The organism is Microbispora sp. CA-102843 (genome assembly GCF_050936215.1).
Classification (GTDB): domain Bacteria; phylum Actinomycetota; class Actinomycetes; order Streptosporangiales; family Streptosporangiaceae; genus Microbispora.
This window is the reverse complement of sequence record NZ_JBNJNF010000001.1, coordinates 7287300-7313292: the sequence shown is the minus strand read 5'-3', so window position 1 is coordinate 7313292 and position 25993 is coordinate 7287300. Positions and strand designations below refer to the sequence as shown.

Sequence of the window (25993 nt, the reverse complement as noted above, 5' to 3'; positions counted from 1 at the left end):
GGTGCAGAAATGTCTGTTGATCTCGGGATTCCCGCCGTACGGACCCAGCCGATCGCCAAGCGGCGGGTGTCACGTCAGATCATGGTCGGCTCGGTCCCCGTCGGCGGGGACGCGCCGGTCTCAGTGCAGTCCATGACCACCACGCTGACCGCCGACGTCAACGCCACCCTGCAGCAGATCGCCGAGCTCACCGCGACGGGCTGCCAGATCGTCCGCGTCGCGGTCCCCTCGCAGGACGACGCGGACGCGCTGCCGGCCATCGCGAGGAAGTCCAAGATCCCCGTCATCGCCGACATCCATTTCCAGCCCAAATACGTCTTCGCGGCGATCGACGCCGGGTGCGCGGCCGTCCGGGTTAACCCCGGGAACATCAAGAAGTTCGACGACAAGGTCGGCGAGATCGCCCGCGCCGCCTCCGACGCCGGCGTGCCGATCAGGATCGGCGTCAACGCCGGCTCGCTCGACCCGCGCCTGCTGCAGAAGTACGGCAAGGCCACCCCGGAGGCCCTGGTCGAGTCGGCGCTGTGGGAATGCTCCCTGTTCGAGGAGCACGGCTTCCGCGACATCAAGATCTCGGTCAAGCACAACGACCCGGTCGTCATGGTCCAGGCGTACCGGCTGCTCGCCCAGCGCTGCGACTACCCGCTGCACCTCGGCGTGACCGAGGCGGGGCCGGCCTTCCAGGGCACGATCAAGTCCGCGGTGGCGTTCGGCGCGCTGCTCGCCGAGGGGATCGGCGACACCATCCGGGTGTCGCTGTCGGCGCCTCCGGTCGAGGAGGTCAAGGTCGGCACGCAGATCCTCGAGTCGCTGGGCCTGCGCGAGCGGGGCCTGGAGATCGTCTCCTGCCCGTCCTGCGGCCGCGCCCAGGTCGACGTGTACACCCTCGCCGAGCAGGTGCAGGCCGGGCTGACCGGGCTCAAGGTGCCGCTGCGCGTGGCCGTGATGGGCTGTGTGGTCAACGGTCCCGGCGAGGCCAGGGAGGCCGACCTCGGCGTCGCCTCCGGCAACGGCAAGGGCCAGATCTTCGTGAAGGGCGAGGTCATCAAGACCGTCGCCGAGTCGCAGATCGTCGAGACCCTCATCGAGGAGGCCCTGCGCCTGGCCGAGGAGATGGGCGTCGACGTGGACCTCGACGAGGACGAGGCCGCCGGTCCGGAGGTCGTCGTCGGCTGACCCCGCATTACAGTTAGCAATGCTCTGACTACACAATGGCAATGATCGGGTAGTACGGACCGTACCCGGCCGATCACATCGCGAAGCTGTCCTCTGCTGTTAGGAAGCAGAGGAGCAATGCCGGTGAAGCGGGTCGTTGGTGTGGTCGCGGGCGTGGCGACGCTGGTCGCCGGGCTGGTCGGACCGGAAGGGGTAGCCGCCGGGGCGGACCGGACGGGGCACTGGGGGCCGCCGCAGCGTCCGCTCGAATGGAAGCAGTGCCCGCCGGAGACCAAGTCGGCCTCCGGCGGCCTGCTCGGCCTCGGCTCGGCCCGGCCGGCCCGCCGGGGCGACCGGGGGGAACCGGCGCAGGAGTGCGCGGAGCTGCGCGTCCCGCTCGACTACCGCGAGCCGTACGGCCAGCAGATCACCCTGGCGCTCAACCGGATCAAGGGCAGCGCCTCACGTGACGGCAACCACCTCGGCTCGCTGCTGGTGAACCCCGGCGGGCCGGGCGGCGAGGGGCTCAGCCTGGCCAGGTACGTCGCGGCACGGCTGCCCAAGGACGTCGCGGCGCGGTTCGACATCGTCGGTTTCGCCCCGCGCGGGGTGGCACCCAGCCAGCCCGCCATGTCGTGCGTGGACCCGGCCCGCTTCTACGCGGCGCCCCGCCCGGACAACGTGCCGAGGAACGACGCCGAGGAGCAGGTGCTGGTCGGCCGGGCCAAGCAGTACGCCGAGGGCTGCGGCAACCGCTGGGCCTGGTTCCTGCCCTACCTGACCACGGAGAACTCCGCACGGGACATGGACGCGGTGCGCGCGGCGCTCGGCGAGGAGAAGATCAGCTACCTCGGCTACTCGTACGGCACCTATCTGGGGGCGGTCTACGCCACCCTGTTCCCGCAGCGGGTGCGCCGGTTGGTGCTCGACAGCGTGGTGGACCCCGACGGCGTCTGGTACGACGCCAACATCGCCCAGGACCACAGCTTCGACCGGCGGCACCGCGACTTCCTCGCCTGGGTGGCCGAACACGACGACGTCTACAAGCTGGGCGCGACGCAGGCGGCGGTGTCCTTCGCGTGGTACTCCATGCGCTCCCGCCTGCACGACAAGCCCGCGGGCGGGGTCGTGGGTCCGAGCGAACTGGACGACGTCTTCTCCAACGGCGCCTACAGCGACCGGCTCTGGCCATACCTGGGCGCCGCCTTCTCCGCCTACGTCCGCGACGGCGACCCCTCGGTCATGGTGAAACTGTTCCACCTGGAGGCCGAGATCGACGCGGAGGAGGAGAACTCCTACGCGGTCTACCTGGGCGTCGAGTGCCGGGACGCGGCCTGGCCCCGATCCTGGGACCGCTGGCGGGCCGACACCCGCCGGGCCCACACCGAGGCGCCGTTCATGGCCTGGCCCAACGCCGTCTACAACGCGCCGTGCGCCTTCTGGCCGGAGAAGGGCGGCACGCCGGTCAAGGTGGGCACGTCGCACCTGCCGTCCGTCCTGCTGATCCAGGCCGAGCGCGACGCCGCCACGCCGTACGAGGGGGCGCTGCGCATGCGCCGCCTGTTCCCGACCGCGCGCCTGCTCACCTCGGGCGGTGGCAACCACGGCGTGTCGCTCGCCGGGAACGCGTGCGTCGACCGCCAACTGGCGGCCTACCTGCGCGACGCGGCGCTGTTGCCGCAGCGCAAGGGCAAGCGGGGCGCCGACGCGACCTGCCCGGGCGAACCCGAGCCGCGTGCCACGCTGATGAAGGTCGCGGCGGGTGCGCCGGGAACGGCGTCCCACCTCTCCGCCGTACGGCGGTGAGCCCGGCTGGGCCGATACCTCCCAAACGCGAACCGTTCGCGTAGGCTAAGCCCGTGATGCTGCGAACATCGGCGTCGCGCGTGCTCGACGACAGCGATCGTGACGAGGTGCTGGCTCTCCTCGACACCGATCCGGTCGCCAATGTGTTCGTAGCGGCCCGGGTCAGGGCCGTCGGCCTCAGCCCTTCACGGCTCGGCGGTCAGATGTGGGGCTACGGTCCACGCGGAGGGCTGGTGTCCCTGTGCTACGCGGGCGCAAACCTGGTTCCCGTGAACGCCACCCGCGAGGCCGTACACGCCTTCGCCGACCGGGCACGCAAGCAGGGCCGTCGCTGTTCGTCCATCGTCGGCCCGGCCGGCGCAGTGGAACAGCTCTGGGAGCGGCTGGAGCCGCACTGGGGCGGCGCCCGGGCGATCCGGTGGGCCCAGCCGGTCATGGCCACGAATTCCGCGCCCGCCGTCGAGCCGGACCCGCTCGTACGGAGGGTCCGTCCCGAGGAGTTCGGCATCCTGCTGCCCGCCTGCGTGGCGATGTTCACCGAAGAGGTGGGCATCTCGCCGGACAACGGCGACGGTGGAGCGCTCTATCGGTCCAGGGTCGCCGAGCTCATCCGCATCGGGCGGTCGTACGCGCGCATCGACGACGGCCAGGTGGTCTTCAAGGCCGAGATCGGCGCGGTGACGCCGCAGGCGTGCCAGATCCAGGGCGTGTGGGTCCACCCCGACCTGCGCGGGCACGGCCACGCCGCGGCCGGTATGGCCGCCGTGGTCGAGCAGGCGCTGAAGTACTTCGCCCCCGTCGTCACCCTCTACGTGAACGACTTCAACCTCCCGGCCAGGGCCGTCTACCGCAAGGTGGGCTTCCAGGAGGTCGACACGTTCATGTCCGTGCTGTTCTGAACGCGCTGTTCCGATCGCTCTGGTCCTGCGCCGGTCGCACCAGCCGGGTCAGCAGGTGGTCCAGCTCGGCCGCCGGGTCGCCGGTCAGCCCGGCGTGCACCGGCCCGGTCTGCACCACCGTGCTGCGCGGCGCGGTGAGCCAGCGGAACCGGGCGCCCAGCGGCTCCCCGCACAGGGGCCCCGCCTCCTCGCCGCACGCCCGCTCGTAGGCGGCCAGGGCCAGCCGTACGCCGGGCAGGTCCACCGGCGTGCCCAGCGCGAGCAGCCGGGCCTCGTCCAGCTCGATCCGCGCGCACAGGTAGCCGCGCGGCTGGCAGTAGAGGATGACCCCCGCGTTGACCAGTTCGCCCCGCTCCACGCTGGGCACCACGCGGATCACCGCGTACTCGTAGACGTCCAGGTCGCTCATCGGCCGCCCTCTCGCGCCGCGCGCCAGAAACCGCCGATCGTCGCGCCTCGTTGGCGCTGTGCGGAAGCGGTGGCGGTGGTGGGGTCCGGCAGCCAGTCGCGGGGTTCGGCGACCCGGGCGAGCAGGTGCTCGGTGTAGGCCTGCCGTACGGCCTGCGCGTCCGCGAAGCCCGGCTCGTCCTCCAGCCACTCGTCCGGCACCAGCGCGGTCACCTCGTCGAGCAGTGGGCGGGTGACGAGCTCGGCCAGGTCGGCGTCGGCCTGCTCCAGCTTCGTCGCGAACGGCGCGAGCACGTGGTCGCGGCCGTCGAACCGGCGGCGCGGGTCGGCCGTCGGCCAGTTGTGGTGGAACCACAGGGCCGCGCCGTGGTCGATCAGCCACACCCCGCCGTGCCAGACGAGCAGGTTCGGGTTGCGCCAGCTCCGGTCGACGTTGTGGACGAACGCGTCGAACCACAGCACCCGGGAGGCGAACTCGGCGTCGGGCTCCCAGGCGAGCGGGTCGAAGCCGAGCGCTCCGGGCAGGAAGTCGATCGCGAGGTTGTGCCCGGCGCTCGCCGTGAGCAGGTCCTGGATCTCCTCGTCGGGCTCGCGGACGCCGAGCTGCGGGTCGAGGTCGATGACCTTGAGCTCCGGCGTGGCGAAGCCGAGCCGCCTGGCGAGTTCGGCGCAGACGATCTCGGCGACGAGCACCCGCCGGCCCTGCCCGGCACCGCGGAACTTCACGACGTACGTGCCGAGGTCGTCGGCTTCGACGACTCCGGGCAGCGACCCGCCCTCGCGCAGGGGCGCGACGTACCGGGTCGCCGTGATCTGTTCGAGCACGAGAGGAAGGCTACCGGCAGGGCCAGCGGGCGTTCCCCTCCACGCGCCCGCCGGCCGTTCGGCCGGCCCCCGTTCGGCCGACCCAGTTGGCTGGCTCAGTTCGGCGAGCTCAGTTCGGCCGGCTCAGTTGGCCTTGCTCGGCAGCCACCACATCCGGCCCTCGGCGACGTCCTGGTAGACGTCGAGCAGATCCATGCCGGTGGTCTTGCTGCGTGACTCGGCGGCGGCCCACGCGTACACGCCGCGCGCGATCGAGCCGCGCTCCTGCTGAACCCGCATCGCGTAGACGAGGGCCCTGATCTCGTGCACCCTCCGGTTCTCCGGCTCGGCCTGCGCGGCGAGCTCGGCGAGCTGGCAGGCCAGGCGCAGGTCGCCGTCGGCCGCCGCGGCGACGGCCCGGCCCGCGACCGACGCCGCGCCCGCCGACAGTTCGGCGACCGCGCGGGCGAACACGGCGTCCGGCGCGGGCTTGAGATTGGCGGGGTTGCCGTCGTGCCAGCCGCCGTGCAGCCGCCAGATGTTGCGGACGATGAACTCGGGCTCGTCGTGGCGCTCGCGCAGGTAGGGCCGCCCGGCGAGCGTGGGCGGCGGCTTGACCGAGTGCAGGATCTCGTCCAGGCGGGCGCCGGCGTTCATCAGGTCGAGCGTCTGCTCCACCAGGCTGTCGAGATAGTCGGCGGTGTCGGTGAGCGCCCGGCGTACCCGGGCGGGCCCGCGGACCGGCAGCCCGCGCCCGGGGAGCAGCAGGTCGGCGTCGAGTGCGGCCATGGTCCGCAGCGTCACCGCCCAGTCGTCCGGATAACGCTGGATCCGCTGCGGGTCGCCCGCCCCCGGGACCGTCCAGGCGAACAGGTCGCCGGTCAGCAGCACGCCCCGTTCGGGCAGGAACGCCCAGGTGGCGTCGTCGGTGTCGCCGCGAGCGTGGGTGAGCTGGAAGGTGACGTCTCCCAGCGACAGGGACAGCCGGTCGCGGTAGGTCAGGTCGGGGAGCCGTTGCGGCGGCGGCCAGACCATCCGGGGGAAGCCCTGCTCGCGCAGGTCGACGACCGCGTTGTAGCCGGCCGTCCTGCCCTGCTGGGCGAGCCTGCGGGCCAGCCCCTCCTGAGCCACCACCAGCGGGCGGGGGCCCGGCTCGGCGTCGAACTCCTCCATCCCGGCCAGCCGGTCGGCCCTGCTGCGGGAGAAGATCGCGTATTTGAGCGGTTCGGCCGACCACTTCCTGATGGCGCGGTACGACTGCTCGGCCTCACGGGTGTCGCCCGTGTCGAAGAGACCCAGCCCGTCCTCGCCACGGACCACGTACACGTTGCCGCACGCCGGCCACATCGCCACGCCGTAGGCGATCTCCTGCACTCCGTCGCGGCGCAGCTCCGCGTAGGGCACGTCCTCGGGCCGCACCGAACCACGCCAGACCTCGTCGGCGTACAAAAGGATCGGTGATTCCATGGTCAAGAGCCTGATCCTCCGGGCGGACGGTGCACAGTAGGGAGATCCCTAATGTCCGTGCCGACCATGCCGGTGCCGGTGCCGGTGCCGGTGCCGGTGCCCGTGGCGGTGGCGGTGCCCGTGGCGGTGGCGGTGCCCGTGCCCGTGCCCGTGGCGGTTTCGGCGTCGGTGCCGGTGGCGGTTTCGGTGTCGGTGGTCCGGCTCGTTCACCGCTGCGACCCTCATCGCTCCCCACCCGCGCTGCCCCGCAACCCCGTCTGGCCCACCCATGCGCGCCGCAACACACACCCCGCGCACCCGCGCGCGTGGCAACACGCCCAGCGCACCCGCGCGTGGCAACACGCCCGGCGCGCTGGCGGGTTCCGCAACACGCCCGGTGCATCCGCGCACCGCCCCCGCGCTGCGAGCTTCGCCCCTCGCGGCCGGCCGTGCGGGTCAGCGCAGGCCGGGGCAGCGCCGGGTGGGGCAGCGCCGGGTGGGGCAGCGCTGGGAGGGCGGGCAGCGCCGGGTGGGTCACGGGGCCGAGCCGTCGGCACCGCTGTCCCGAGGTGCGGTGCCAAAGACAAGCGGCGCCAAAGACAAGTGGCGTTCAAAACGGCGGTACCTCGAGGTCGCTCGTGAAGGATGTTTCTCCGGCTTCGCCGTCCGTCTCACCGCTGGTTGTGCCGTGACGTCTGTCGGCGTGGTTGGGAGGAGGGCTTGGTGGAGCCATAGTCGTTTCCGGTGCTCCGGGGAGGTCGGCGGGCAGGCGTCCAGGTGGGGCGTCGGGCCAGTTGCGGGGCCGGGGTTCGGGGGCAGGCTGGATGATCTTCGGTAGCGGGCTGAGGTAGGAGTGTCCGAGCGGGCTGGTCCAGACGATCAGGTGGGGGCCTGCCGAGGTGACCCGCCAGCCGCCGAGGTGTCGGGCGCGGTGATCGTGGCGGCAGGCCAGGTGCAGGTTGTCGGCAGTGGTGGCGCCGTCGTCGGCCCAGGCATGGATGTGGTCCTGGTCGGTCCGGCTGGCGGGCATGCGGCAGCCCGGCCAGGAGCAAACCCGGCCCCGAATCTGGACGTATCGGCGTAAGGCCGCACCGGCATGCCGCCGATCGGCCGATCCGGCGGACTCGGGCGCGCCGCGTGGATGAGTGCCGAGGCGGCCGGTTTCCGGCTGCTCGGCCTCGGGCAGCCGGGTGTGGACATGGCGGGCCAGGTCGGCGATCAGCGGAGCCCAGGCGCCGGTGGCGGCGGGCGCGGCGGCCAGTTCGCGAAGTTGGGTGAGGGTGACTTGGAGCTCGACGATGCCGCCGCGTCGCGCATCGCGTGCGGGCCGTTGCGCGGGAGGGCAGGGGCGCCGGCTGGTGATGCCCGTCAGCAGCAGATGCCCGTTGTCGGCACAGACGGCATAGCGCCATTGCCCGGTGAGCATGGAGGCGACGATCCGGCGGGCCTGAGCAGCGTGGACCGCGCCCCAGCCGGGCAGGTGGGCCGGGTGCTCATCGAGGCCGAGCAGGGTAGTGAGCTCCACCCGTATCTCCGGCACCGACCACGTCTGCGCCAACCATGTCTGCGCCAACCATGTCTGTACCAACGACGCTCGCACCGAGGATGCCCACACTGGCGATGCCTGCGCCGAGGATGCCTGCGCCGAGGATGCCTGCGCCGCGAGTGGTCGACCATCGGCATGCTCAAGCCACTGCCCCAGCCCCAGCCCGTGCCTGTGTCCCTGACCGTGCTCGTGTCTCCGGTCGTGCCAGGGTTCCTGCCCGGGCTCGTGTCCGTGTTGCTGTCGGTGCTCCTGTCCGGACTCGTGTCCGCGATTCTGTCCGCCCTCCTGCCTGGGAGGATCGTTGCGAGTGCCAGCGGGCACGTTCTCGTCGTCGGCAGGGGTCTCGTCGGCAGGGGTCTCGTCGGCAGGGGTCTCGTCGGCAGGGGTCTTGCCGGCCGCGTCGTCGGCCTTGTCGGAAGGGTCGCCAGCGCGGTCATCGGCGTGGCTACCGGCGCGGTCCTGTGAGGGATCGCCGAGCCGGTTGCCAGGCGGGTCGTCCAGCGGGTCCTGGCAACGGCCGTCGGTCTCGCCGTTCTCGTCACCGGTCTCGTCATCGTTCTCGTCACCGGTTGGACCGTCGGTGCACATGCCGGGCTTCTCGGCGGGTTCGCCGGACGCATCCTCGCCGGTCCCACCGCACGCCCCACCGCACGCTTTGCTGCGCGCCTCGGTGCGGGTTCCCTTGCCGGTCGAGTCGCCGGTCTCGCTGCGGGTCCCAGGGTGCCTCGCGCTGCTGGACTCGTCAGGGGTCTCGTCGTCGGCTGCGTCGTCGGGCGTGTCATCGGACTTGTCGGCGGGCTCGGCGGGCTCGGCGGGCTCGGCGGGCTCGGTGGGCTGGTCGGTGGGGCGGATATCGGGGGAGCCGGCTGGGGTGTCGGAGGGGGTGGCGTCCACGAAAGGGTGGGTGCGGACGTGAGTGATGATCTCGGGATCGGACAGGCCCTCGAAGCTGCCGTCCAGGCTGCCGAGGAAAAGGTCGGCACGGATGTGGTCGACGGGGCGGTGGTCTCCGGCGCGTTTGCAGGCACGGGCCAGCTCGTCGATGCGCTCGCAGCCCGCCACCGCCCGATCAAGCGGCAGATCCAGACCCGAAACCGTCGCGGTGCCGTCGTCGTTGCGCATGCCGACCACGCGGCGCCTGCGCACCGCCTCCCGATAGCGCTTCTCCGCCCAATCGGGGTCGATGGCCAGCACCAGACGCTGGATGTGCTCGATGAGCTCTCCCACCGTCCAGTCCGGGGCGCGAGTGATCAGATGCTCGCAGACCCACTCGGCCTGGGCGTCGGTCAAACCGCTCGTCCACCGGATGAAAGCCATCGCCCGCGGCTCGTCCAGCTCCCCCGCGAGCATGGCCTCGCCGAGAACAGGAAGGCGGCGGTGCAGGTTCCACGCCAGGTCGAACGCCGAATCCGTCCGGCGGCGGGACCACACCAGCGCCGCCCGCGCTTCATCGGGCGCGAACTCGTCAGGCACTTCCAGTCGGACCACGCTGTCGCCGGAGAACTGCTCGCGCAGCCCTACCTCCAGCAGTGCGTGCAGGAACCGCGCCCGGTCGTGGCAGGACTGGCGGTAGGCGGCCTTGAGCACCTCGACGGTGTCGAACCCCGACACCCGCTCCACATCGATGCCGGCCAGCATCTGGGCGAGCTCGGCCCCGGGCGGTATCGCCGCCAGCCCTTCGGGAATCGCCGTCGGCGCTCCGCCTCCACTACGAGAAGACGGCCGCGCGAGAGCGGACGGCGATGGCGGCGCGGACACGGCGCGTGACCCCCGGGAGCGGAGACGAAGGCGACTGATCGGCTCCCGGCCGCCCGGACCGGGACTTCCTTCACGCAGACTCAGCTCAACACGCGGCGTACGGCCAGCGACGGCCCGCCCACTAGGCTCACCTGTAACGGCTGCCCCAATCCTATCTCGAACGCATTCTCGATTCCAAGTCCCCACCTGCGGGAACGTGGAGTCACAACCGGTCCGTCGTCATAGCTCGCCGCGTTCGACGGCCAGGGCGAGTTCGACGCGCGACCGCAGGCCGGTCTTCGCGTAGACCCGGGTGAGATAGACCTCCACGGTCTTGCGGCTGTAGTGCAGCTCCTCGGCGATCTGCGGGTTGCTCAGCCCGTCGGCGACCAGTTCGATGACGCGGCGCTCGCCGGGGGTGAGGCGGCCCGCCGGTTCTGGGACCAGCCCGGCCTCCCGCAGGCGGCGTTCGGACAGCGCGGCCCAGGGTGCCGCGCCGAGCCTGGTGAAGATCGCGTGCGCGCGGGGAAGCTGCGTCGTGTCGCCGAGCGCGCCGAGGACCAGCCGGGCCCGGGCCTCCTCGAACGGCAGGCCGTCGGCGCGGGCCTGGTCCAACGCCGCGCCCGTCCGAGCGTGGTCCCGGAACGCCCAGCCCACCGCGAGGTCGGCGGCGAGCCGGGCCCGGGGGGTGCCGTTCGCCGACCGATCGTCCAGCCGGGAGGCCGCCGCCCGGCAGCCCGCGTCGTCGCCCGCCGCTCCCGTCACCAGCACCTTGACCGCCAGGGCCCGGTGCACCACCTCGGGCACCTCGTACGCGAGGGCGCGGTCGAGTTCGCGCCGTGCGGCGGCGATGTCGCCCCGGCCGAGTGCCAGGCGCGCGCGGAACACGCATCGCATGCCCTGCTGCAGCGCGGAGCCGGGCGGAGGTTCGGCGAGGACCCGTGCGGCCTCGTCCAGCCTGCCCTGGTCGAGCAGGATGTCCAGCTCCATGTTGCGCAGCAGGGCCAGGTTCTCCAGCAGGCCCGCCTCGGCCAGTGCCCGGCCCGCGACCGCGATCTCCTCCAGCGCCCGTGCCCATTCGCCGCCCATCCGCCGGATCACGGCCATGGTCCGTACGTGCTGCCCGGCGATGTCGTGCCAGCCGAGGCCACGGTGGATCTGCTCGGCCTGGTCGAGCACCTCGACGGCGCGGGAGCGCAACCCGGCGATCGCCAGCACGTGCGCCGCCGACTCCAGCGACGCGAGCCGGGCGCCCGGCGGCAGCGCGGCCGCGAAGGTGAGCAGGTCGTCGACCGCCCGCCGCGTCTCGGCCCAGTCGCCCTGCACGAGCGCGTGGATGGCCAGGTAGCCGACCGTGGTCGCGCGGTCCTGCGGCGGGCAGTCGGCCAGGCCCTCCCAGGCCCGCCGGGCGGCCTCCCTGCTGGGGCGGCCCATCTCAGCGCTGACCAGCGCCTGCTGGGCGAGCAGCGCAGAGGCGTCGTCGGCCCTGGGGATATGGCGGCGGGCCACGTCGAGGGCCACCTCGTACCACCCCATCGCGTAGGCCGCGCCGACCGCGGTGTACGCGGCGCGGGTGCGGCGGCGCCCGGCGGGCAGCATGGCGATCGCGCGCTGGGCGGAGTTCAGGGCGAGGGCGGGCCGCGAGCCCTTCCAATAGGCGAGAGCCTGCCGGGCCAGCAGCTCGCCGGGCTCGGGGGACAGCTCGGCGGCCTTGCCGTACCAGTGCGCGGCCGACAGCGGCGCGGTCCAGCGGGTCAGCTCCGCCGCGCGCAGCACCGCGGGCAGGGCCTCGGCGGGCGGCCCGGCCTCGGCCAGGTGGGTGGCCCACTCCAGGACCCGCCTGGTGCCGGTCAGCCCCTCGTGTTCGAGCATGTCGGCGATGCGGCGGTGCACCTCGCGCCGGCCGGAGGCGCCGAGGTCGTCGTAGAGCGCCTCGGCCACCAGCGGGTGCGCCAGCGCGTAGCCGTCGCCGTTCCTGGTGACCACGCCGTCCCTGACCAGCGCGTCGAAGGCGCGCTCGGCCTGAGCCGATTCGAGCCCGGCCAGTTCGGCGAGCGCGGGGAGATCGGCGGCCTCCCGGGTGCGCGACAACGCGGCCAGCACGCGGGCGAGGTCGCGTCCGCCCCGGTCGCGCTGGAACAGCCGGCTCAGGATCGCGCCGCGCCGCGCCCCCGGATCCGCCGACCGTACGGCGCCGCCCTGCACCAGGGCCAGCACGGCCTCCTGCACGAACCACGGGTTGCCCCGGCTCGCGACGTGGATCCGCCGCAGGACCGTGTCGCTCGGCGTACGGCCGAGCAGCGTGGTGACCAGGTCGGCGACCTCGGTCATGGTCAGCGGCTGGAGCCGGATCGACAGGTCCACATCGAGCCGGGGAGGGTGGCGGGCGGTGCCGAGGATCGCGACGGCGTCGTGCCGGCGTGGCAGGGCCCGCAGCACGCTCAGCGTGTCGGCGTCGGCCAGGTGCAGGTCGTCGATGGCGAGGAGGGTGGGGCCGGGCAGTGACTCCAGCAGCCGGGCGGCCATCGCGCCGGGCGCGGCGGCCGGGTGTCCGAGGGCGGCCTGGTCCATCGCGTCGAGCAGATCGGACAGGACGTCGGCCGCCTCGCCGCCCAATGCCCCGAGCGCCTCGACGAGCGGGGCGTAGGCGCGTCCGCCGTCCAGTTCGCGGGCCTGGCCGCGCAGCACGCGGAAGCCCTTCAGCCGGGTCGCGGCCTCACCGAGGAGATGGGTCTTCCCGATGCCGGGCTCGCCGAGGACGAGGACGGTCCGCGGTGTCTTCGACAGGGCCGAGACCACCTGGCCGAGCGTGCCCGCGCGGCCCTCCCTGACGGCCGGTACGTCCACGGCTGGCCGTCACTCCCTTCGCATCCGTCCCGCTGGTGTGTCCTAGGACGCGGCGGAAAGGTTGAACGTTCACACGAAATGTGACGCGCTCAGAGGGCGATCGCAAGGGGATCCGTATATCAATATTCGAACATGGCCACGGCGGCGGCGGTCAGCGTCTCCTCGACCACCTCGGCCGGCACGTCCATGGTCTTCACCACACCGGACTGCACCGCGCCGAGGGCGGCCCAGGCGCGTACGCGCGTGCCGGGGGAGGGGTCGGGCCCGGCCAGGCGGGCGAACAGCTCCCGGCCGAACTCCCTGATCGCCTCGCCCGGAGATCCGGGAGGGGCGCTGTCGGCGCCGCCGATGTCCTCGGTGAGCAGCCGGATCACCGCGCGGTGCCGTACGGCGAATGCGGTGAACGCGCGCAGGAACTCCCGATGGCCGGGAAACTCGGCGCCGAGCAGCGCGAGCAGGTCGTCGGCCGCCGGGGCGATGATCTCGGCCGCCAGCCGGTCCTTGGGATGGAAGTGGTAGGCGACCGCTGTCTTGGTCAGGCCGACCGCCGCCGCGATGTCGGCGAGCGACACCGCGGCGTACCCCCGCTCGGCGAACAGGTCGCGGGCCGCGGCCAGGATGCGGGACCGGGTCGCGTTGCCCTGGTCGAGTGTGGTCATCGTCTCATTTTCCGGCGCCCCGCTCGCCCGCCGATCAATCTCTTTTACTCTCGTTTTGTACGGCCGTACAGGACGGCCGTAGGACATGTTACCCGGGACGGACGACGATGAGCGGGCTTCTGGGGCGACTCGGCGGATGGTGCGCGCGCCACGGCTGGATCGTGCTGACATTGTGGGTGCTGGCGGCGGGCCTGCTGACGGCGGGCACCTTGGTGTGGGGCCGGCCGGTCAACAACAACGTGTCGATCCCCGGCACCGACGCGCAGCGGGCGCACGAGCTCATGCGCGAGGGCTTCGGACCGGGATTCGACCCCGGCGGGACGGTGCAGCTCGTTCTCTACACCGCGAACGGCACGCTGATCGACAAGTCTCGCAAACAGGCCGTCGAGCAGTCGATGGACGCCCTGCGGCGCATGCCGCACGTCGCCGAGGTGGAGACGCCGTACCGCGTGGGCGGAATGTCGTCCAGCCTCCGGATCGGGATGATCACCGTACGGCTGAAGGGGCAGGACACCACCAAGATCGCCCAGACCTCCGAGCAGCTCGCCGCCGCCGCCGCGCCGGCGGTGCGGGCGGGCATCGAGGTCGTCCCCTCCGATAGCTCCACGCCCGCCGACAAGCAGATCAAGACCGGTGCCAGCGAGGTCGCCGGCGTCGTCGTCGCGCTGCTGGTGCTGCTGTTCGCCTTCGGGACGCTGGTCGCCGCGCTCGTGCCGATCTTCACCGCGCTGATCAGCATCGGTGTGGGCCTCGGCCTCATCGGGCTGCTCGGGCACATCGTGGACGTGCCCTCGACCGCGTCGATCCTGGCCACGATGATCGGCCTCGGCGTCGGCATCGACTACGCGCTGTTCCTGCTGTCGCGGCACCGGACGCTGCTGGCCGAGGGCGTGCCGGTGCGGGAGGCGGTCCGCCGTACGGCGGCCTCGTCGGGCGGGGCCGTGCTGTTCGCCGGCGGCACGGTCGTGATCGCGCTGAGCGCGCTGATGTTCACCGGGTTCCCGCTGCTGAGCACGCTCGGCTGGATCACCGGCGTCTCGGTCGTGTGCGCCGTGCTCACCTCGATCACGCTGGTGCCGGCGCTGCTCGGCCTCCTCGGGCATCGGATCAACGCGCTGCGGCTGCCGTTCTCCGGGCGCACCGCCCGCCGCGACGGCCCGGCCACGGGCTGGGCCAAGCTGGGCGCCTGGGTGGCGCGACGCCCCTGGCGGGTGCTCGCCGTCACCGCGGTCGTGCTTGCGGCGCTGGCCGCCCCCGCGGTCACGCTCAAGCTCGGTCCGCTCGACGACGGGTACGGCGACAAGGGCACCCCGGCCCGCCGGGCGTACGAGCTGATCGAGGCGGGCTTCGGCCCCGGGGCCAACGGCGGGCTCGTCGTCGTGGCCGAACTGGACCAGAAGATCGCCGACTCGACGCCGCCCGACCCGGTCGTGCAGGTGCTGCGGCAGCGGGTCGAGCACACCGAGGGCGTCGCGTTCGTCGCTCCGCCGAAGGTCAACGAGGACGGCCGCTCCGTGCTCATCCAGGCCGTCCCCGATTACGCGCCAAGCGACCCGCGGGCCCTCGACGTGGTGAAGCGGGTGCGGGCCATCGAGGTGCCGGGGGCGCACGTCCACGTCGGCGGCGAGGTGGCCGGGATGGCGGACGCGGGCGACCGCATCATGGGCAGGACACCGCTGGTCGTCGGCATCGTCGTGCTGCTCAGCGCCCTGCTCCTGCTGCTGGCCTTCCGTGCGCCCCTGGTCGCGATCAAGGCGGCGGTGATGAACCTCGTCTCGCTCGGCGCCGCCTTCGGCGCCCTGGCCGTGGTGTTCTCCCATGGCCTGGGCAGCCGCCTGGTCGGCATGGCCCCCCCGCCCTCGGCCGATGGGTCCTACCTCGCCACGCTGTTCTTCTCGGTGCCCATCGACACGTACGTGCCGCTCATACTGTTCGCCGTGCTGTTCGGTCTGTCGATGGACTACGAGGTCTTCCTGCTGACCTCCGTACGGCAGGCCTACTCGCGCAGCGGGGACAACCGGAGCGCGGTGGCCGAGGGACTGGGGTCGACCGGCCGCGTCATCACCTCGGCCGCCCTGATCATGGTGGCCGTGTTCACCGCGTTCATCGCCTACCCCGATCCTCTGGTCAAGGTGTTCGGCGTCGGGCTGGCCGTGGCCATCACGGTCGACGCGACCCTGATCAGGGGCTTCCTCGTGCCCGCCACGATGGTGCTGCTCGACCGGCTCAACTGGTGGATCCCGCGCTGGCTCGACCGGATCCTGCCGAACCTGTCGATCGAGGGCCACGAGGAGGACGGCGAGACCGCCGAGGCGGAGCCCGAACTGGTCGGTGCGGGCAGGCACGCCCGCCCCTGACTCCGCCCCTGCCGCTCAGCGGACGACGGGCGGGCCGTCCTGTGCCCTCGGACCGTCCTGGGTCCCCGGGCCGCCCGGCGCCGGGCTGTCCGGCTCGGGACTGCGCGGTTCGGGACTGCGCGGTTCGGGACTGCGCGGTTCGGGGCTGCGTGGTTCGGGGCTCTGCGGCTCGGGATCGCGCGGTTGGGGGCTGCGGGACTCGGGCGGCTCGGGGCTCGTCGCCGGGCCCGGGTCCTTCGTCGGGCCCGGACTTTCCTTCGTCGGACCTGAGGGCGACTCCTGCGGCTTCGGGCACCGGGGACCGGCGACCCGTACCTCGGCCTCGCGCGGCCCGCCCGGACCGGCCGGCTCGGTCGTGACGCGCACCCCGAGCACGGCCCTCTTCCCGCACTCCACGGCGCCGAGGTCGGCGGCCACGGTGAACGAGTAGGACGTGCGTCCCGAGAGCGTGCGGGTGTCGGCCGCCGCCTCGCGGCCGTCGCGCGCGAAGACGGTGGAGACCCTGACCGGGCCCCTGCCCGAGGCCCGCACCGTCACGGCCGCCGTCCTGCCGTCCCAATCGTCGATCGCCACGCCCTCGACGGCGGGCGCCGGGCAGGGCGGTCCGGTGAGTTTCAGTGTGCGCGTACGGGTTCCTCCGTGCGCGGCGGGGACCGTGGACACCTCGACCCGCCGGTAGGCCGTGGTCCCGCAGGCCAGGGAGGGGAAGGGCTGCTGCAGGCCCATGTGGTAGGACGTGGCGCCCCGCAGCGCGATCGTCTGCGGCGGCGCGGCGGCGAGCGCGTCCGGCGACGGCCCGGAGGCGAAACGCGCGGTGAGCAGGACCCGGGCCGCCGTGCTCGCCCGCACGTCGACCGTGACCGCCTGGCCGTCGAACGCCGCGATGCCGAGGTCCGTCACCCGCGCAGGCGCCGGCGACGCGGTCGCGCCCATGTGGGAGGGGGTGGCGCTTCCGGAAGGTCCCGGAGGCACGGCCGGCCCGGTGGACACGGACGACACCGGCGTGCCGGACAGTTCGGGCGGCGTTGTCCCGGTGCTGTCGCCCGGCCCCGCGTCGGTCGGCGAGGTCTCGCCCGGCGTCGCCTCGTCGGGTGCTGCCTCGCCCGGCACCGTCTCGTCCGGTACTGTCTCGGCGGGCGTGACCGGCGCAGTCTCCTCCGAGTTCGGGGCCGGGGGAAGCGCCGCCGGAGCGCTGCGCGGCGGCGTCGGGGTGAGCAGGGTGTCCTGCGCGACCGGGGTCTGCCGATTGACCGCGACCACCGCCGCGATCACGGCGGCCGACAGCACGGCGGCGCCGATGGCGAACCGGGGCGCGAAGCGCGCGAGCCGCTCGGACAGCACGGTCTGGGCGAGGGACGTGGACGCCTCGACCGGCTCGGCCGGAGCGGCCAGGGGGAACGTCAGCGCCAGCAGGGTCGCGAGTTCGGCCAGGTGGCGGCGGCCCCGCTGCTCCCAGTCGGACCCGTACGCGGCGGTCGCGGCGGTCTCCAGGTCGGCGATGAACGCCCGTGCCGTGGGCGGCCGGTCCGCCGGGTTCTTGGCCATGCCGCGCGTGACGAGGCCCCGCACCGAGCCCGGCACGTCCGTCGCGGGGATGGGAGCGCTGCGGTGCAGCATGCGCAGCGCCGTCAGGTCGTCGGCCCGGTATGGTCGGCGCCCGGTGAGGCACTCGAAGAACACGCAGGTGGCGGCGTAGACGTCGGCGGCCGGGCCGGCGGGCCCGCCGTACCACTGCTCGGGAGCCATGTAGGGCGGCGTGCCCGCGGGCGCCTCCGGAGAGCCGCTCGGCGTCGCGATGCCGAAGTCCGAAAGCTTGCTGTTCCCGTCAGCCTGGATCAGCACGTTCTCCGGTTTGTAGTCCCGGTGGACGATGCCCGCGGCGTGCGCGGCCGACAGGCCCGCCAGCGAGCCCTTCAGCACGACCAGCGCCGCCTCCGGGCTGGTCGAGCCGTGCTCGGCGAGGATCCTGCGCAGCGAGACCCCGTCGACGAGTTCCATGACGATCGCCGCGCCGTCGCGCGCCTCGACGTACTCGTAGAGGCGCACGATGTTGGGATCGTTCAGCTCCACCATGACCCGGGCCTCGTGCCGGAACCCGCCGAGGAAGCGCCGATCCCGCCGCAGTTCCTCGCGCAGGTACTTGATCGCGACGTAGGCGCCGGTGGTGACGTAGGTCGCCAGCACGACCCGCCCGGCGCCGCCCGCGCCGAGTTCGCGCACCTCCCGGTAGCCCGGTACCGACCAGGCGTTCATGACGCCGCCCCCTCGGATTAGGTCGTCTCTGACAAATCAAGCCCTGCTGCGCGTGGCCCAGGCGGCGCCTCGCTGCGTTGTCGCCCCACCCCATCGCTCGCTACGGGCAGCATTTGCCAGACACTCCCTGGCCCTGACTCAAGGTCTCATCCGAAAGGGCGGTTGTCACCGGAGCAAAAAAGTCACCTTGTGGATGTAGTCCTGGCCTGGGTGGTCACGTGCCAGGCCGCGTGTACGGCGAGGTCGCGTGCGCGGTCCACGTCCACGCCCACCAGGCGGCCCCCGCGCTTGACGATCCGCCCGCCGACCAGCACCGTGTCCACGGCGGCGGTGTCGGACGCGGCTCAACCTCATGCGACAGCGGGACCGGGTCGACGAGATGATCGAGGGGTGGCGGGCCGAACTATGGGTGCGGCTCACGCCGCTCGGTGTCGAGAGGGCCGAGGAGCTGTCGCTGCCACGACCGAGGCACACCGGGACCTGCTGGCGGACGTGCCGGAACCGGCCGTGCGCGCCCTGGCCGACCTGCTCAGGGACGTCCTGCCCGCGCTGGGCGACCGCGTCCAGCCCTGGCCGCAGTCCTGGCCGCATCGCTGGCCGCAGTCCTGACCGCAGTCCTGGCCGCACTCCTGGCCACTGCGACCGCTGGCGATCCGGTCTGTCAGTAGGCGATGCCGATCGTGCTGCGGACGGTGCCGGGGTCCTCCAGCGCCTTCAGCAGGTATCCGGCCAGGTCCTCCCTGGACAGGCGCACGCCGCCGCGGACGCCGTCTCCGACGGCGGTGCGGTAGGCGCCCGTGGCCCGTCCGTTCGTCAGGCGGGGCGGTCGCACGACCGTCCAGTCCAGGTCGCGGGTGCTGATCTCCCGTTCCAGCAGCCGGGTGTCCCGGCAGACCGCCTCAAGGAAGAACCTCCGTACGAGCCGTTTGAGCAGCCGCTGCGGCGCAGAGTCCGCGGGCTGGTCGTCGAGCGCGTTGGTCACCACCACGATGCGGCGCACACCCTGCCGGGCCATCGCGTCCATGACGTTGCCGCCGCCCTCCGAATAGAGGTTCGTGGGACCGCGCCCGCTGGGCCCCACGAGGTAGACGACGGCGTCGGCGCCCTTCACGTCGACGGTCTCCGGCGCCAGCACGTCGCCTCGCCGGACCGTCAGGTTCGGGTGCCGGTCGGTCACCGCCTCGGGCTTCCTCGCGACGGCCTCCACCTCGTGTCCCCGTTCGAGCGCCAGCCGGACGAAACGGCGGCCGGTGCCCCGGGTGGCTCCGAAAACGGTGATGCGCACGGCGTCCTCCCCCAGACGATGGGCGTGGTCGGTGAGTGCTCACTCACCCCTACCATGCTGAGCGAATCCCTACCATGCTGAGCGATCCGGCCGCGACTCCCGTGCAGGGCCCGGTCCCGGGCAGGGCCGTGATTTGCCAGACACGACCTATGGTGCCTTCATGCCGCGCAACCTCATCCTGTCCGGGGGAGTGGCCCACGACTTCCCGGCCACCTCAGCCGCCCTCGCCGGCGTGCTCGCCGAGATCGGCGTCGAGTCGGAGATCACCGAGGACGTCGCCGGAGCCCTGGCCGCGCCCGCGCCGGTCGGCCTGATCACGGTCAACGCGTTCCGATGGAGGATGGACGGCGACGACTTCGCGGAGGAGCGGGACCGCTGGCGTTTCGAGACGCCGGACTCCGTCAGGCGGGCGCTGCTCGGTCACCTCGCGAGGGGCGGCGGGCTGCTCGCCGTGCACACCGCCTCGCTCTGCTTCGACGACTGGCCCGAGTGGGCCGAGATCCTGGGCGGCGCCTGGAGGTGGGGCACGTCGTACCACCCGCCGATCGGCCGGGCGAGGATCCGGCTCGGCACCGGTCATCCGATCGTCGAAGGACTGGCCGGCTTCGAGGTGACCGACGAGGTCTACACCGACCTCGACGTCCTCCCGGACGTGGAGCCGCTGGCGTACTCCGGAGACCAGCCCCTGCTGTGGGCGAGAACCGTGGCGGGCGGCAGGGTCGTGTACGACGCGCTCGGCCACGACACCCGGTCGTACGAGAACCCGGTGCGCCGCACTCTGCTGCGGCGGGCGGCGCACTGGCTTCTCGGGGACTGACCTTCGAAGACTCACCGCCCCCAGAGCGTCGCGGCGACGAGCTCAGGCACCAGCGTCTCGGTGAGCAGGGCGACGTCCGGGTCGTCGTCGTGGCGGTAGCGCACCGACGCCGCCTGTCCCTCGACCTCCCCGCCGACGGCCAGCACGCGCGACCCGCGCAGCCGGATCCACTCCATCGCCTGGTCGTCGTAGCGCGACCCGGGGAACAGGACGGCCCGGTAGTCGTAGGTCTTGGTGAGATACACGTCCACGTGCGCCCAGTCGCCCGTCTCGCACGCGTCGGCCTGGACGCGCGGTCCCTCACGGAACATCAGCGCCGACTGCTCGGCCGACGACAGCCGTTCGGCGGGCGCGATCGTGTAGATGCCGTGCGGCCCGTCGAGCAGCCTCACGGCGTCCGCCAGCCACTCCCGGCGCCGCTCCAGCAGGTCGGCGGTGGCCGCCGCGGCCCGCCGTACGAGGCCCGCCACGGCATCGGGACCCTCGGCGAGTGTGAGCAGGAGGGCGAGCGTGTGCTGGAAGGTGCGGCAGGCGACGCCGCCCCGCTCCTCGCCCGCGAGCATCGGCACGACCAGGTCGGCGCCCTCGGTCACCGGGGAGCCGGGCCGGTTGGTCAGCGCGACGACGAACGACCTGCCCCGATGCCGGGCCAGGGCGTCGAGCGTCTCCCGGCTGCCGCCCGTGGCCGACACGACGACGGCGGCGGTGCGCGGGCCGGGCGGGGTGCCGAGCGCGGCGGAGGCGTACTCCGCGACGGCGTCCACCCCGGCTGCCCGCAGCCGCTGCGCCGCAACCCCCGCGGCGTAGCGCGAACTGCCCATGCCGAGGAACACGACGCGGTCGAATCGCCGCGTCAGCCCCTCGAACGGATCGCCGTCGTCCAGGAGGCCGGCCAGTGCCTCCAGTGCCTCCGGCTTCGTCTCCAGGTCGGCGAGAAACAGCCCCGCATCCACGTGTTCATCCCTTCGATTCGTGGTCAGGCGTACCAGGTCCGCAGCACGCCCATCGGCGCGTACCGCCAGCGCGGCAGATGGCGGGCGGCGTAGATCAGTTCGCGGCACTCCTGCTCGACCTCGAACGGCCGCAGGAGCGACCGGTCGAGCAGGTCGGCACGGCCGGCCCGCGCGAGCGCCGCCGCGTAGGCCGCCGTCAGGTCCCGGCGCGCCTCGGAGGCCCAGGCGGCCGTCGCGGCCGGGTCGGCGGACCTGCGCCTGACCGCCACCTGCCCCGCGTGGTCCACGCTGGTGGTGAGCTGCGCGAGGTCGCGGGCCGCGGGCTGGTAGGGGTCGGCGTCCGCCACGGTCGGGTTGCCGTCGAAGTCGACCACCGCGTAGCCGTCCCGCCAGCGCAGGATCTGTCCCACGTGCAGGTCCCCGTGGACGCGGATCAGCGGTGTGGCGGGAGCGTGGGCGAGGGGCTCCAGTTCGCGGCGCAGGGCCTCGGCCCGCCCCGCCAGCCACGCGCCGTCCGCGCCGTCGGTCAGCGTCAGGGCCTCACGCAGCGCCTCCTCCGCGCGGGCCCGCCACGCCCCCGAGCCGGGCGGCGACAGCCGTACGGGGTCGGGGAAGACCGCGGACGGGGTGGCCATCGCGAGGTGCAGTTCGGCGGCGAGGGCGCCGATCTCGGCGGCGAAGCCGGTGCGGCCGGCCTCGGCCTCGTCGACGCACCACTCCCAGCCGTCCCGCGCCTCGGGCAGGTACGCCGTCACGAGGGCGACCAGCGCGTCCTCCCAGTAGACCGCCGCGTACGGCGTGGCCGTGCGGCCGAAGCCCGCCAGGTGGGCGAGCAGGCCGGGCGCCGGGTGGGGGGCCCGCGAGGGCCGGGGGAACCACTTGACCACTACGGTGTCACCCGCGATCACCGAGTGGTTGGTCTGGTCCACCGTGATTGGCCGCTCCCCCGGCGGCACCGGCGGCAGCGGCCGCAGCGCCCGCACCGAGAAGGGCGGCGGAGGGAATCCCCGCGCCAGATCGCGCAGGACGCACGCGGTGACCCCGTCGCCGATCTCCAGCGTGAGGACGCCGTCCGGCTCCTCGGTCACCCGAGGCCAGCGGGAGCCTTCCACTGAATCTCCTGAACGTAAATTCAACAACACAACCAAATTACAGGTGCAACGTGGGCTCCGAAGTTTTGTCCACGTTGAGCTATCGTGCAACACTGGCCGCCATTCCTCATGCAAGGGAGCCCCCCGTGACACGTCGCGCGCCCGTCGTCGTGGCCTCTGTTTGTCTGGCCTCCGCGCTGACCGCCTGTGGCGGCGGCGCGGACACCGACTCCGCGCCCACGGCGCTCAGCGCCAGCGCGGACCTATCCAAGCAGAGCCTGACGGTCTCCATCTGGGACGGGTACAGCCCGAAGGATCTGCCGGAGCGAGTGAAGGCCAAGCTTGGTTTCGACACCAAGGTCGCCATCCACGACACGAACGAGACGATCATGGCCAAGCTGACCGCCGGCGGCGACAGCGGCATCGACGTGGCCTTCGTGTCCGGTCAGTACGCGCAGGCGCTCAACGCGCAGGGCCTGCTCGAGCCCCTGCACCGCGAGCTGATCCCGAACCTGAAGAACCTCTACCCCGAGGCGTCCCAGCTCGCCTATGACAAGGGGAACGTCTTCTCCGTCCCGTACACCTGGGGAACCACCGGGCTGTGCTACCGCAGCGACCTGGTGAAGACGCCGCCGACGAGCTGGAAGGACCTGCTCGAGCCGGCCCCCGAGCTGAAGAAGAAGATCACGATGATGACCACCGAGCGGTGGCTGGCGCTTCCGGCGCTCAAGCTGCTCGGAGCCTCGGTCAACACCACCGACCAGGCCACGCTCGACAAGGCCAAGGAGCTGCTGCTGAAGGCCAAGCCCGACCTGCTGGCCTACGACGACACCACGTTCGGCGACCGGCTCAAGTCCGGCGAGGCCGTGATGGTCGAGGCATGGGACGGCTGGTGCCCGACGTCGGAGAAGAACATCAAGTTCGCGGTGCCGAAGGAGGGCAGCGACCTCTGGGCGGACACGATGGTGATCCTGAAGAGCTCCAAGAACAAGGAGGCGGCGCACGCCTTCGTCAACTACATCCTCGACCCCGAGGTCCACGGCTGGGTGCCCGCGAACATCCTCTACAGGATCCCCAACCAGGCGGCCATGGACAAGGTCGACCCGAAGCTGCTCGAGAGCTACCCGACGCTGGCGGAGCCGCCGTCCGAGCTGCTGAAGGGTGAGAGCCTGGTCGACCTGGGCGAGGCCTCCAGCGCGTACACGCGCCTGTCCACCGAGGTGTCGGCGGCGCAATGACGGCCCGACAGCCCGCCCGCGTTCTCGGGAAGGCGGCCGGCCGTCTCGCGACGATGGGGCCCGGGTTCGGCTTCCTGACCGTCTTCATGCTGATCCCGCTGGCGCTGGTGCTGAGTTACACCGTGTTCCGGCGGGGCCGGTTCGGGGGAGTGGTCTACGAGCCGACGGGGGAGAACTTCACCCGCCTCGCCGACCCGCTCTACCTCGACGTGGTGATCGGGTCGGTGAAGCTCGCGGCGATCACGACGCTGCTCGCCCTGCTGCTCGGGTACCCCACGGCGTACCTGATCGCGAAGCTGCCCGCCCGGTGGAAGGTGATCGCCCTGGTGGCGGTCGTGCTGCCGTTCTGGACGAACTTCCTCATCCGCACGTACGCCTGGATCGTGCTGCTCAACTCCGAAGGCCCGGTGAACTCCTGGCTGGAGGCGCTCGGGCTGGGGCCGGTGGGACTGCTCTACACGGACGGCGCCATCGTCGCCGGGCTGCTCTACGCCTACCTCCCGCTGATGATCCTGCCGCTGTACTCGGCCGTGGAGAAGCTGGACCCGGAGCTGCGGGAGGCCTCGGCGAACCTGGGCGCGCGGCCGGCCAGGACATTCTGGTCGGTCACGCTCCCGCTGTCGCTGCCCGGCGTGCTGACCGGCTGCGTGTTCGTGTTCGTGCCGAGCCTGGGCAACTTCGTGATTCCGGAACTGCTCGGCGGCGGGCGCCGGATCATGGTCGGCAATCTCATCCGCGACCAGTTCCTCAAGGCTCGCGACTGGCCGTTCGGTTCGGTGCTGGCGCTGGCCGTGATCGCCGTGCTCGTGCTGCTGCTGTTCGCCCAGGCGTGGGCTTCGCGGAGGGCGGGGCGCGGTGCGTAGACACGGCTGGCTCCGGCTGCCCTTCTGGCTGACCTATCTGTTCTTGTACGCGCCGATCGTCGTGCTCGTCGTGATGTCGTTCAACCGGAACAAGTCGCCTTACACGTGGGGCGGCTTCTCCCTGGACTGGTACGGCAGGCTGGCGGAGAACGACTCGATCCGCGCCGGGCTGGTGAACACGCTGATCGTCGCCTTCGGTTCGACGGTGCTGTCCACGGTGCTCGGCACGCTGCTCGCGGTCGGCCTGGCCCGCCACACCCGCTCGCGGCTGCTCGACGCGCTCTCGACGCTGCCCGCGATCCTGCCCGACCTCGTCATCGCGATCGGGCTGCTGGCGTTCTACTCCGCGATCAAGCTGACGCTCGGGCTGCACTCCGTGCTGATCGCGCACACCGTCTTCGGCATGGCCTTCGTCACGGCCGTCGTACGGGCCCGGCTCGGCGGGATGGACACGTCGCTTGAGGAGGCGTCCCGGGACCTCGGCGCGACCCCGCTGACGACGTTCGTGAAGATCACCCTGCCCACGCTCGCCCCGGGCATCGTCGCGGGGGCGCTGCTCGCCTTCACGCTCTCGCTGGACGAGTTCGTGATCGCGTTCTTCACCGCGGCTCCGTCCGAGCCGACGCTGCCGATCGTCATCTACTCCATGGTGCGGTTCGGCGTGACTCCAGAGATCAACGCGCTGGCGACCCTGCTGCTCGCGGTGAGCTTCACCGTCGTGATCGTCGCACAGCGCCTGACCAGACTGACCGAGGCCCTGCGATGACTCTCATATCCATCGACGGCGTGAGCCGCCGGTTCGGCGAGGTGACCGCCCTCGACTCGGTCAGCCTCGACATCCGGCAGGGCGAGTTCTTCGCCCTGCTGGGGCCGTCCGGCTGCGGCAAGACCACCCTGCTGCGGATCCTCGCCGGGTTCGAGCAGCCGGACACCGGCTCGGTGCGCCTCGACGGCGCTGATCTGCTCGCGATCCCCGCGCACCGCCGCCCGGTCAACCTCATGTTCCAGTCGTACGCCCTGTTCCCGCACATGAGCGTGGAGAAGAACGTGGCGTACGGCCTGGAACGGGAGCGGCTGCCCCGCGCGGAGATCCGCGAGCGGGTCGGCACCGTGCTGGAGACCGTCGGCCTGACCGCGCAGGCCCGCCGCAGGCCGCACGAGCTGTCGGGCGGGCAACGCCAGCGCGTCGCCCTGGCCAGGGCCGTCGTCAAGCGTCCCCGGCTGCTGCTGCTCGACGAGCCGCTGAGCGCCCTGGACAAGAAGGTCCGCTCGGAGATGCAGCTCGAACTCAAGCGGCTGCAGCACGAGGTCGGCATCACGTTCGTCGTGGTCACCCACGACCAGGAGGAGGCCATGTCGCTCGCCGACCGGATCGCGGTCATGAACGGCGGCCGGGTCGAGCAGGTGGACGCTCCCGCGGACCTCTACGAACGGCCGCGGACGCCGTTCGTGGCCGGCTTCATCGGGGCCAACAACCTCTTCACCGGCAGGGTGACGGAAAAGGGGCTGGAGGTGGACGGGCTGGGCCTGCTCCCCGCGCCGGCGGGCTCCGTGGAGGGCGGGACGGCGATGCTCGCGGTACGGCCGGAACGGGTCCACCTCGGCCCGGTCACGGCCGATCAGGGGGCGCTGCGCGGCCGGGTCGTTGACGTCAGCTTCTACGGGGGTGTCTCCCACGTGGCGCTGAGGCTGGCAGGCCACGACCGCAACCTGCTCGCGGCCACGCAGGGGCGGGCCAGGGTCGAGACCGGCGCCGAGGTCGTCGTCTCCTGGGACGCCGACGACGCGGCCCTCGTCCCGATGCCCTCGTGACGCTGACCCCCCGGGAA

Annotated in this window: 20 protein-coding genes; 9 read left to right on the top strand and 11 right to left on the bottom strand. The window is 72.4% G+C overall.

The window, feature by feature from the left end:
* Nucleotides 1-9: 9 nt before the first annotated feature.
* The 3 genes from ispG to ACQEVJ_RS33840 all read left to right on the top strand — a co-directional run bounded on the left by ispG (nucleotide 10) and on the right by ACQEVJ_RS33840 (nucleotide 3860).
* Nucleotides 10-1176, top strand: a complete 1167-nt coding sequence (gene ispG / locus ACQEVJ_RS33850; RefSeq protein WP_433108211.1) for a flavodoxin-dependent (E)-4-hydroxy-3-methylbut-2-enyl-diphosphate synthase — start codon at nucleotides 10-12, stop codon at nucleotides 1174-1176.
* Between the two features lie 123 nt (nucleotides 1177-1299).
* Complete coding sequence (locus ACQEVJ_RS33845) at nucleotides 1300-2961, top strand: alpha/beta hydrolase (protein WP_433108209.1); 1662 nt, start codon at nucleotides 1300-1302, stop codon at nucleotides 2959-2961.
* Between the two features lie 56 nt (nucleotides 2962-3017).
* Complete coding sequence (locus ACQEVJ_RS33840; protein WP_433113126.1) at nucleotides 3018-3860, top strand: GNAT family N-acetyltransferase; 843 nt, start codon at nucleotides 3018-3020, stop codon at nucleotides 3858-3860.
* Here ACQEVJ_RS33840 and ACQEVJ_RS33835 read toward each other — a convergent pair.
* From ACQEVJ_RS33835 to ACQEVJ_RS33810, 6 genes are all read right to left on the bottom strand, one after another.
* A complete protein-coding gene (locus ACQEVJ_RS33835) occupies nucleotides 3841-4269 on the bottom strand; it encodes a DUF3037 domain-containing protein (protein ID WP_433108207.1) in 429 nt (142 codons plus the stop codon). The genes ACQEVJ_RS33840 and ACQEVJ_RS33835 overlap by 20 nt on opposite strands.
* A complete protein-coding gene (locus ACQEVJ_RS33830; protein WP_433108205.1) occupies nucleotides 4266-5093 on the bottom strand; it encodes a HipA family kinase in 828 nt (275 codons plus the stop codon). Before ACQEVJ_RS33830 ends, ACQEVJ_RS33835 begins: the two co-directional genes overlap by 4 nt.
* 123 nt (nucleotides 5094-5216) lie before the next feature.
* Entirely contained in the window at nucleotides 5217-6539 is a 1323-nt protein-coding gene (locus ACQEVJ_RS33825) for an alkyl sulfatase dimerization domain-containing protein (RefSeq protein WP_433108202.1), read from the bottom strand.
* Between the two features lie 589 nt (nucleotides 6540-7128).
* A complete protein-coding gene (locus ACQEVJ_RS33820; protein ID WP_433108200.1) occupies nucleotides 7129-9702 on the bottom strand; it encodes a DUF222 domain-containing protein in 2574 nt (857 codons plus the stop codon).
* Between the two features lie 339 nt (nucleotides 9703-10041).
* Nucleotides 10042-12648, bottom strand: coding sequence for an ATP-binding protein (locus ACQEVJ_RS33815; protein ID WP_433108198.1), 2607 nt, complete (start codon nucleotides 12646-12648; stop codon nucleotides 10042-10044).
* 119 nt (nucleotides 12649-12767) lie between these two features.
* The gene (locus ACQEVJ_RS33810) at nucleotides 12768-13307 is read right to left on the bottom strand and encodes a TetR/AcrR family transcriptional regulator (protein ID WP_433108196.1); all 540 of its coding nucleotides are present in this window, start codon (nucleotides 13305-13307) and stop codon (nucleotides 12768-12770) included.
* A 107-nt stretch (nucleotides 13308-13414) separates the two neighbouring features.
* Here ACQEVJ_RS33810 and ACQEVJ_RS33805 point away from each other — a divergent pair, with 107 nt between their 5' ends.
* Nucleotides 13415-15664: an MMPL family transporter gene (locus ACQEVJ_RS33805; protein WP_433108194.1), complete on the top strand. Its 2250-nt coding sequence runs from the start codon at nucleotides 13415-13417 to the stop codon at nucleotides 15662-15664.
* Between the two features lie 15 nt (nucleotides 15665-15679).
* On the opposite strand, the gene ACQEVJ_RS33800 is transcribed toward ACQEVJ_RS33805, so the two are convergent.
* The 3 genes from ACQEVJ_RS33800 to ACQEVJ_RS33790 form a co-directional block, all read right to left on the bottom strand.
* On the bottom strand, nucleotides 15680-17917 hold the full coding sequence (locus ACQEVJ_RS33800) for a protein kinase domain-containing protein (protein WP_433108192.1): 2238 nt from the start codon (nucleotides 17915-17917) through the stop codon (nucleotides 15680-15682).
* Nucleotides 17918-18099: 182 nt separating this feature from the next.
* Entirely contained in the window at nucleotides 18100-18240 is a 141-nt protein-coding gene (locus ACQEVJ_RS33795; protein WP_433108190.1) for a hypothetical protein, read from the bottom strand.
* Nucleotides 18241-18578: 338 nt separating this feature from the next.
* Nucleotides 18579-19202, bottom strand: coding sequence for an NAD(P)-dependent oxidoreductase (locus ACQEVJ_RS33790; protein WP_433108188.1), 624 nt, complete (start codon nucleotides 19200-19202; stop codon nucleotides 18579-18581).
* A 160-nt stretch (nucleotides 19203-19362) separates the two neighbouring features.
* Here ACQEVJ_RS33790 and ACQEVJ_RS33785 point away from each other — a divergent pair, with 160 nt between their 5' ends.
* The gene (locus ACQEVJ_RS33785; protein WP_433108186.1) at nucleotides 19363-20019 is read left to right on the top strand and encodes a ThuA domain-containing protein; all 657 of its coding nucleotides are present in this window, start codon (nucleotides 19363-19365) and stop codon (nucleotides 20017-20019) included.
* An 11-nt stretch (nucleotides 20020-20030) separates the two neighbouring features.
* Here ACQEVJ_RS33785 and ACQEVJ_RS33780 read toward each other — a convergent pair whose 3' ends face one another.
* Together ACQEVJ_RS33780 and ACQEVJ_RS33775 are read right to left on the bottom strand one after the other, a co-directional pair.
* Complete coding sequence (locus tag ACQEVJ_RS33780) at nucleotides 20031-20972, bottom strand: SIS domain-containing protein (protein ID WP_433108184.1); 942 nt, start codon at nucleotides 20970-20972, stop codon at nucleotides 20031-20033.
* Between the two features lie 23 nt (nucleotides 20973-20995).
* Entirely contained in the window at nucleotides 20996-22084 is a 1089-nt protein-coding gene (locus ACQEVJ_RS33775) for a hypothetical protein (RefSeq protein ID WP_433108182.1), read from the bottom strand.
* Between the two features lie 125 nt (nucleotides 22085-22209).
* Between ACQEVJ_RS33775 and ACQEVJ_RS33770 the strand changes: the two genes are divergently transcribed.
* From ACQEVJ_RS33770 to ACQEVJ_RS33755, 4 genes are read left to right on the top strand one after another with little or no spacing between them, the layout of a single operon-like run.
* Nucleotides 22210-23301: a polyamine ABC transporter substrate-binding protein gene (locus ACQEVJ_RS33770; RefSeq protein ID WP_433108180.1), complete on the top strand. Its 1092-nt coding sequence runs from the start codon at nucleotides 22210-22212 to the stop codon at nucleotides 23299-23301.
* Entirely contained in the window at nucleotides 23298-24164 is an 867-nt protein-coding gene (locus ACQEVJ_RS33765; protein ID WP_433108178.1) for an ABC transporter permease, read from the top strand. The genes ACQEVJ_RS33770 and ACQEVJ_RS33765 overlap by 4 nt, the downstream gene beginning before the upstream one ends.
* Complete coding sequence (locus ACQEVJ_RS33760) at nucleotides 24157-24930, top strand: ABC transporter permease (protein ID WP_433108176.1); 774 nt, start codon at nucleotides 24157-24159, stop codon at nucleotides 24928-24930. Before ACQEVJ_RS33765 ends, ACQEVJ_RS33760 begins: the two co-directional genes overlap by 8 nt.
* Nucleotides 24927-25976 (top strand): ABC transporter ATP-binding protein, encoded by a 1050-nt coding sequence (locus ACQEVJ_RS33755; protein WP_433108174.1) that lies wholly within the window; start codon nucleotides 24927-24929, stop codon nucleotides 25974-25976. Before ACQEVJ_RS33760 ends, ACQEVJ_RS33755 begins: the two co-directional genes overlap by 4 nt.
* Nucleotides 25977-25993: the final 17 nt, after the last annotated feature.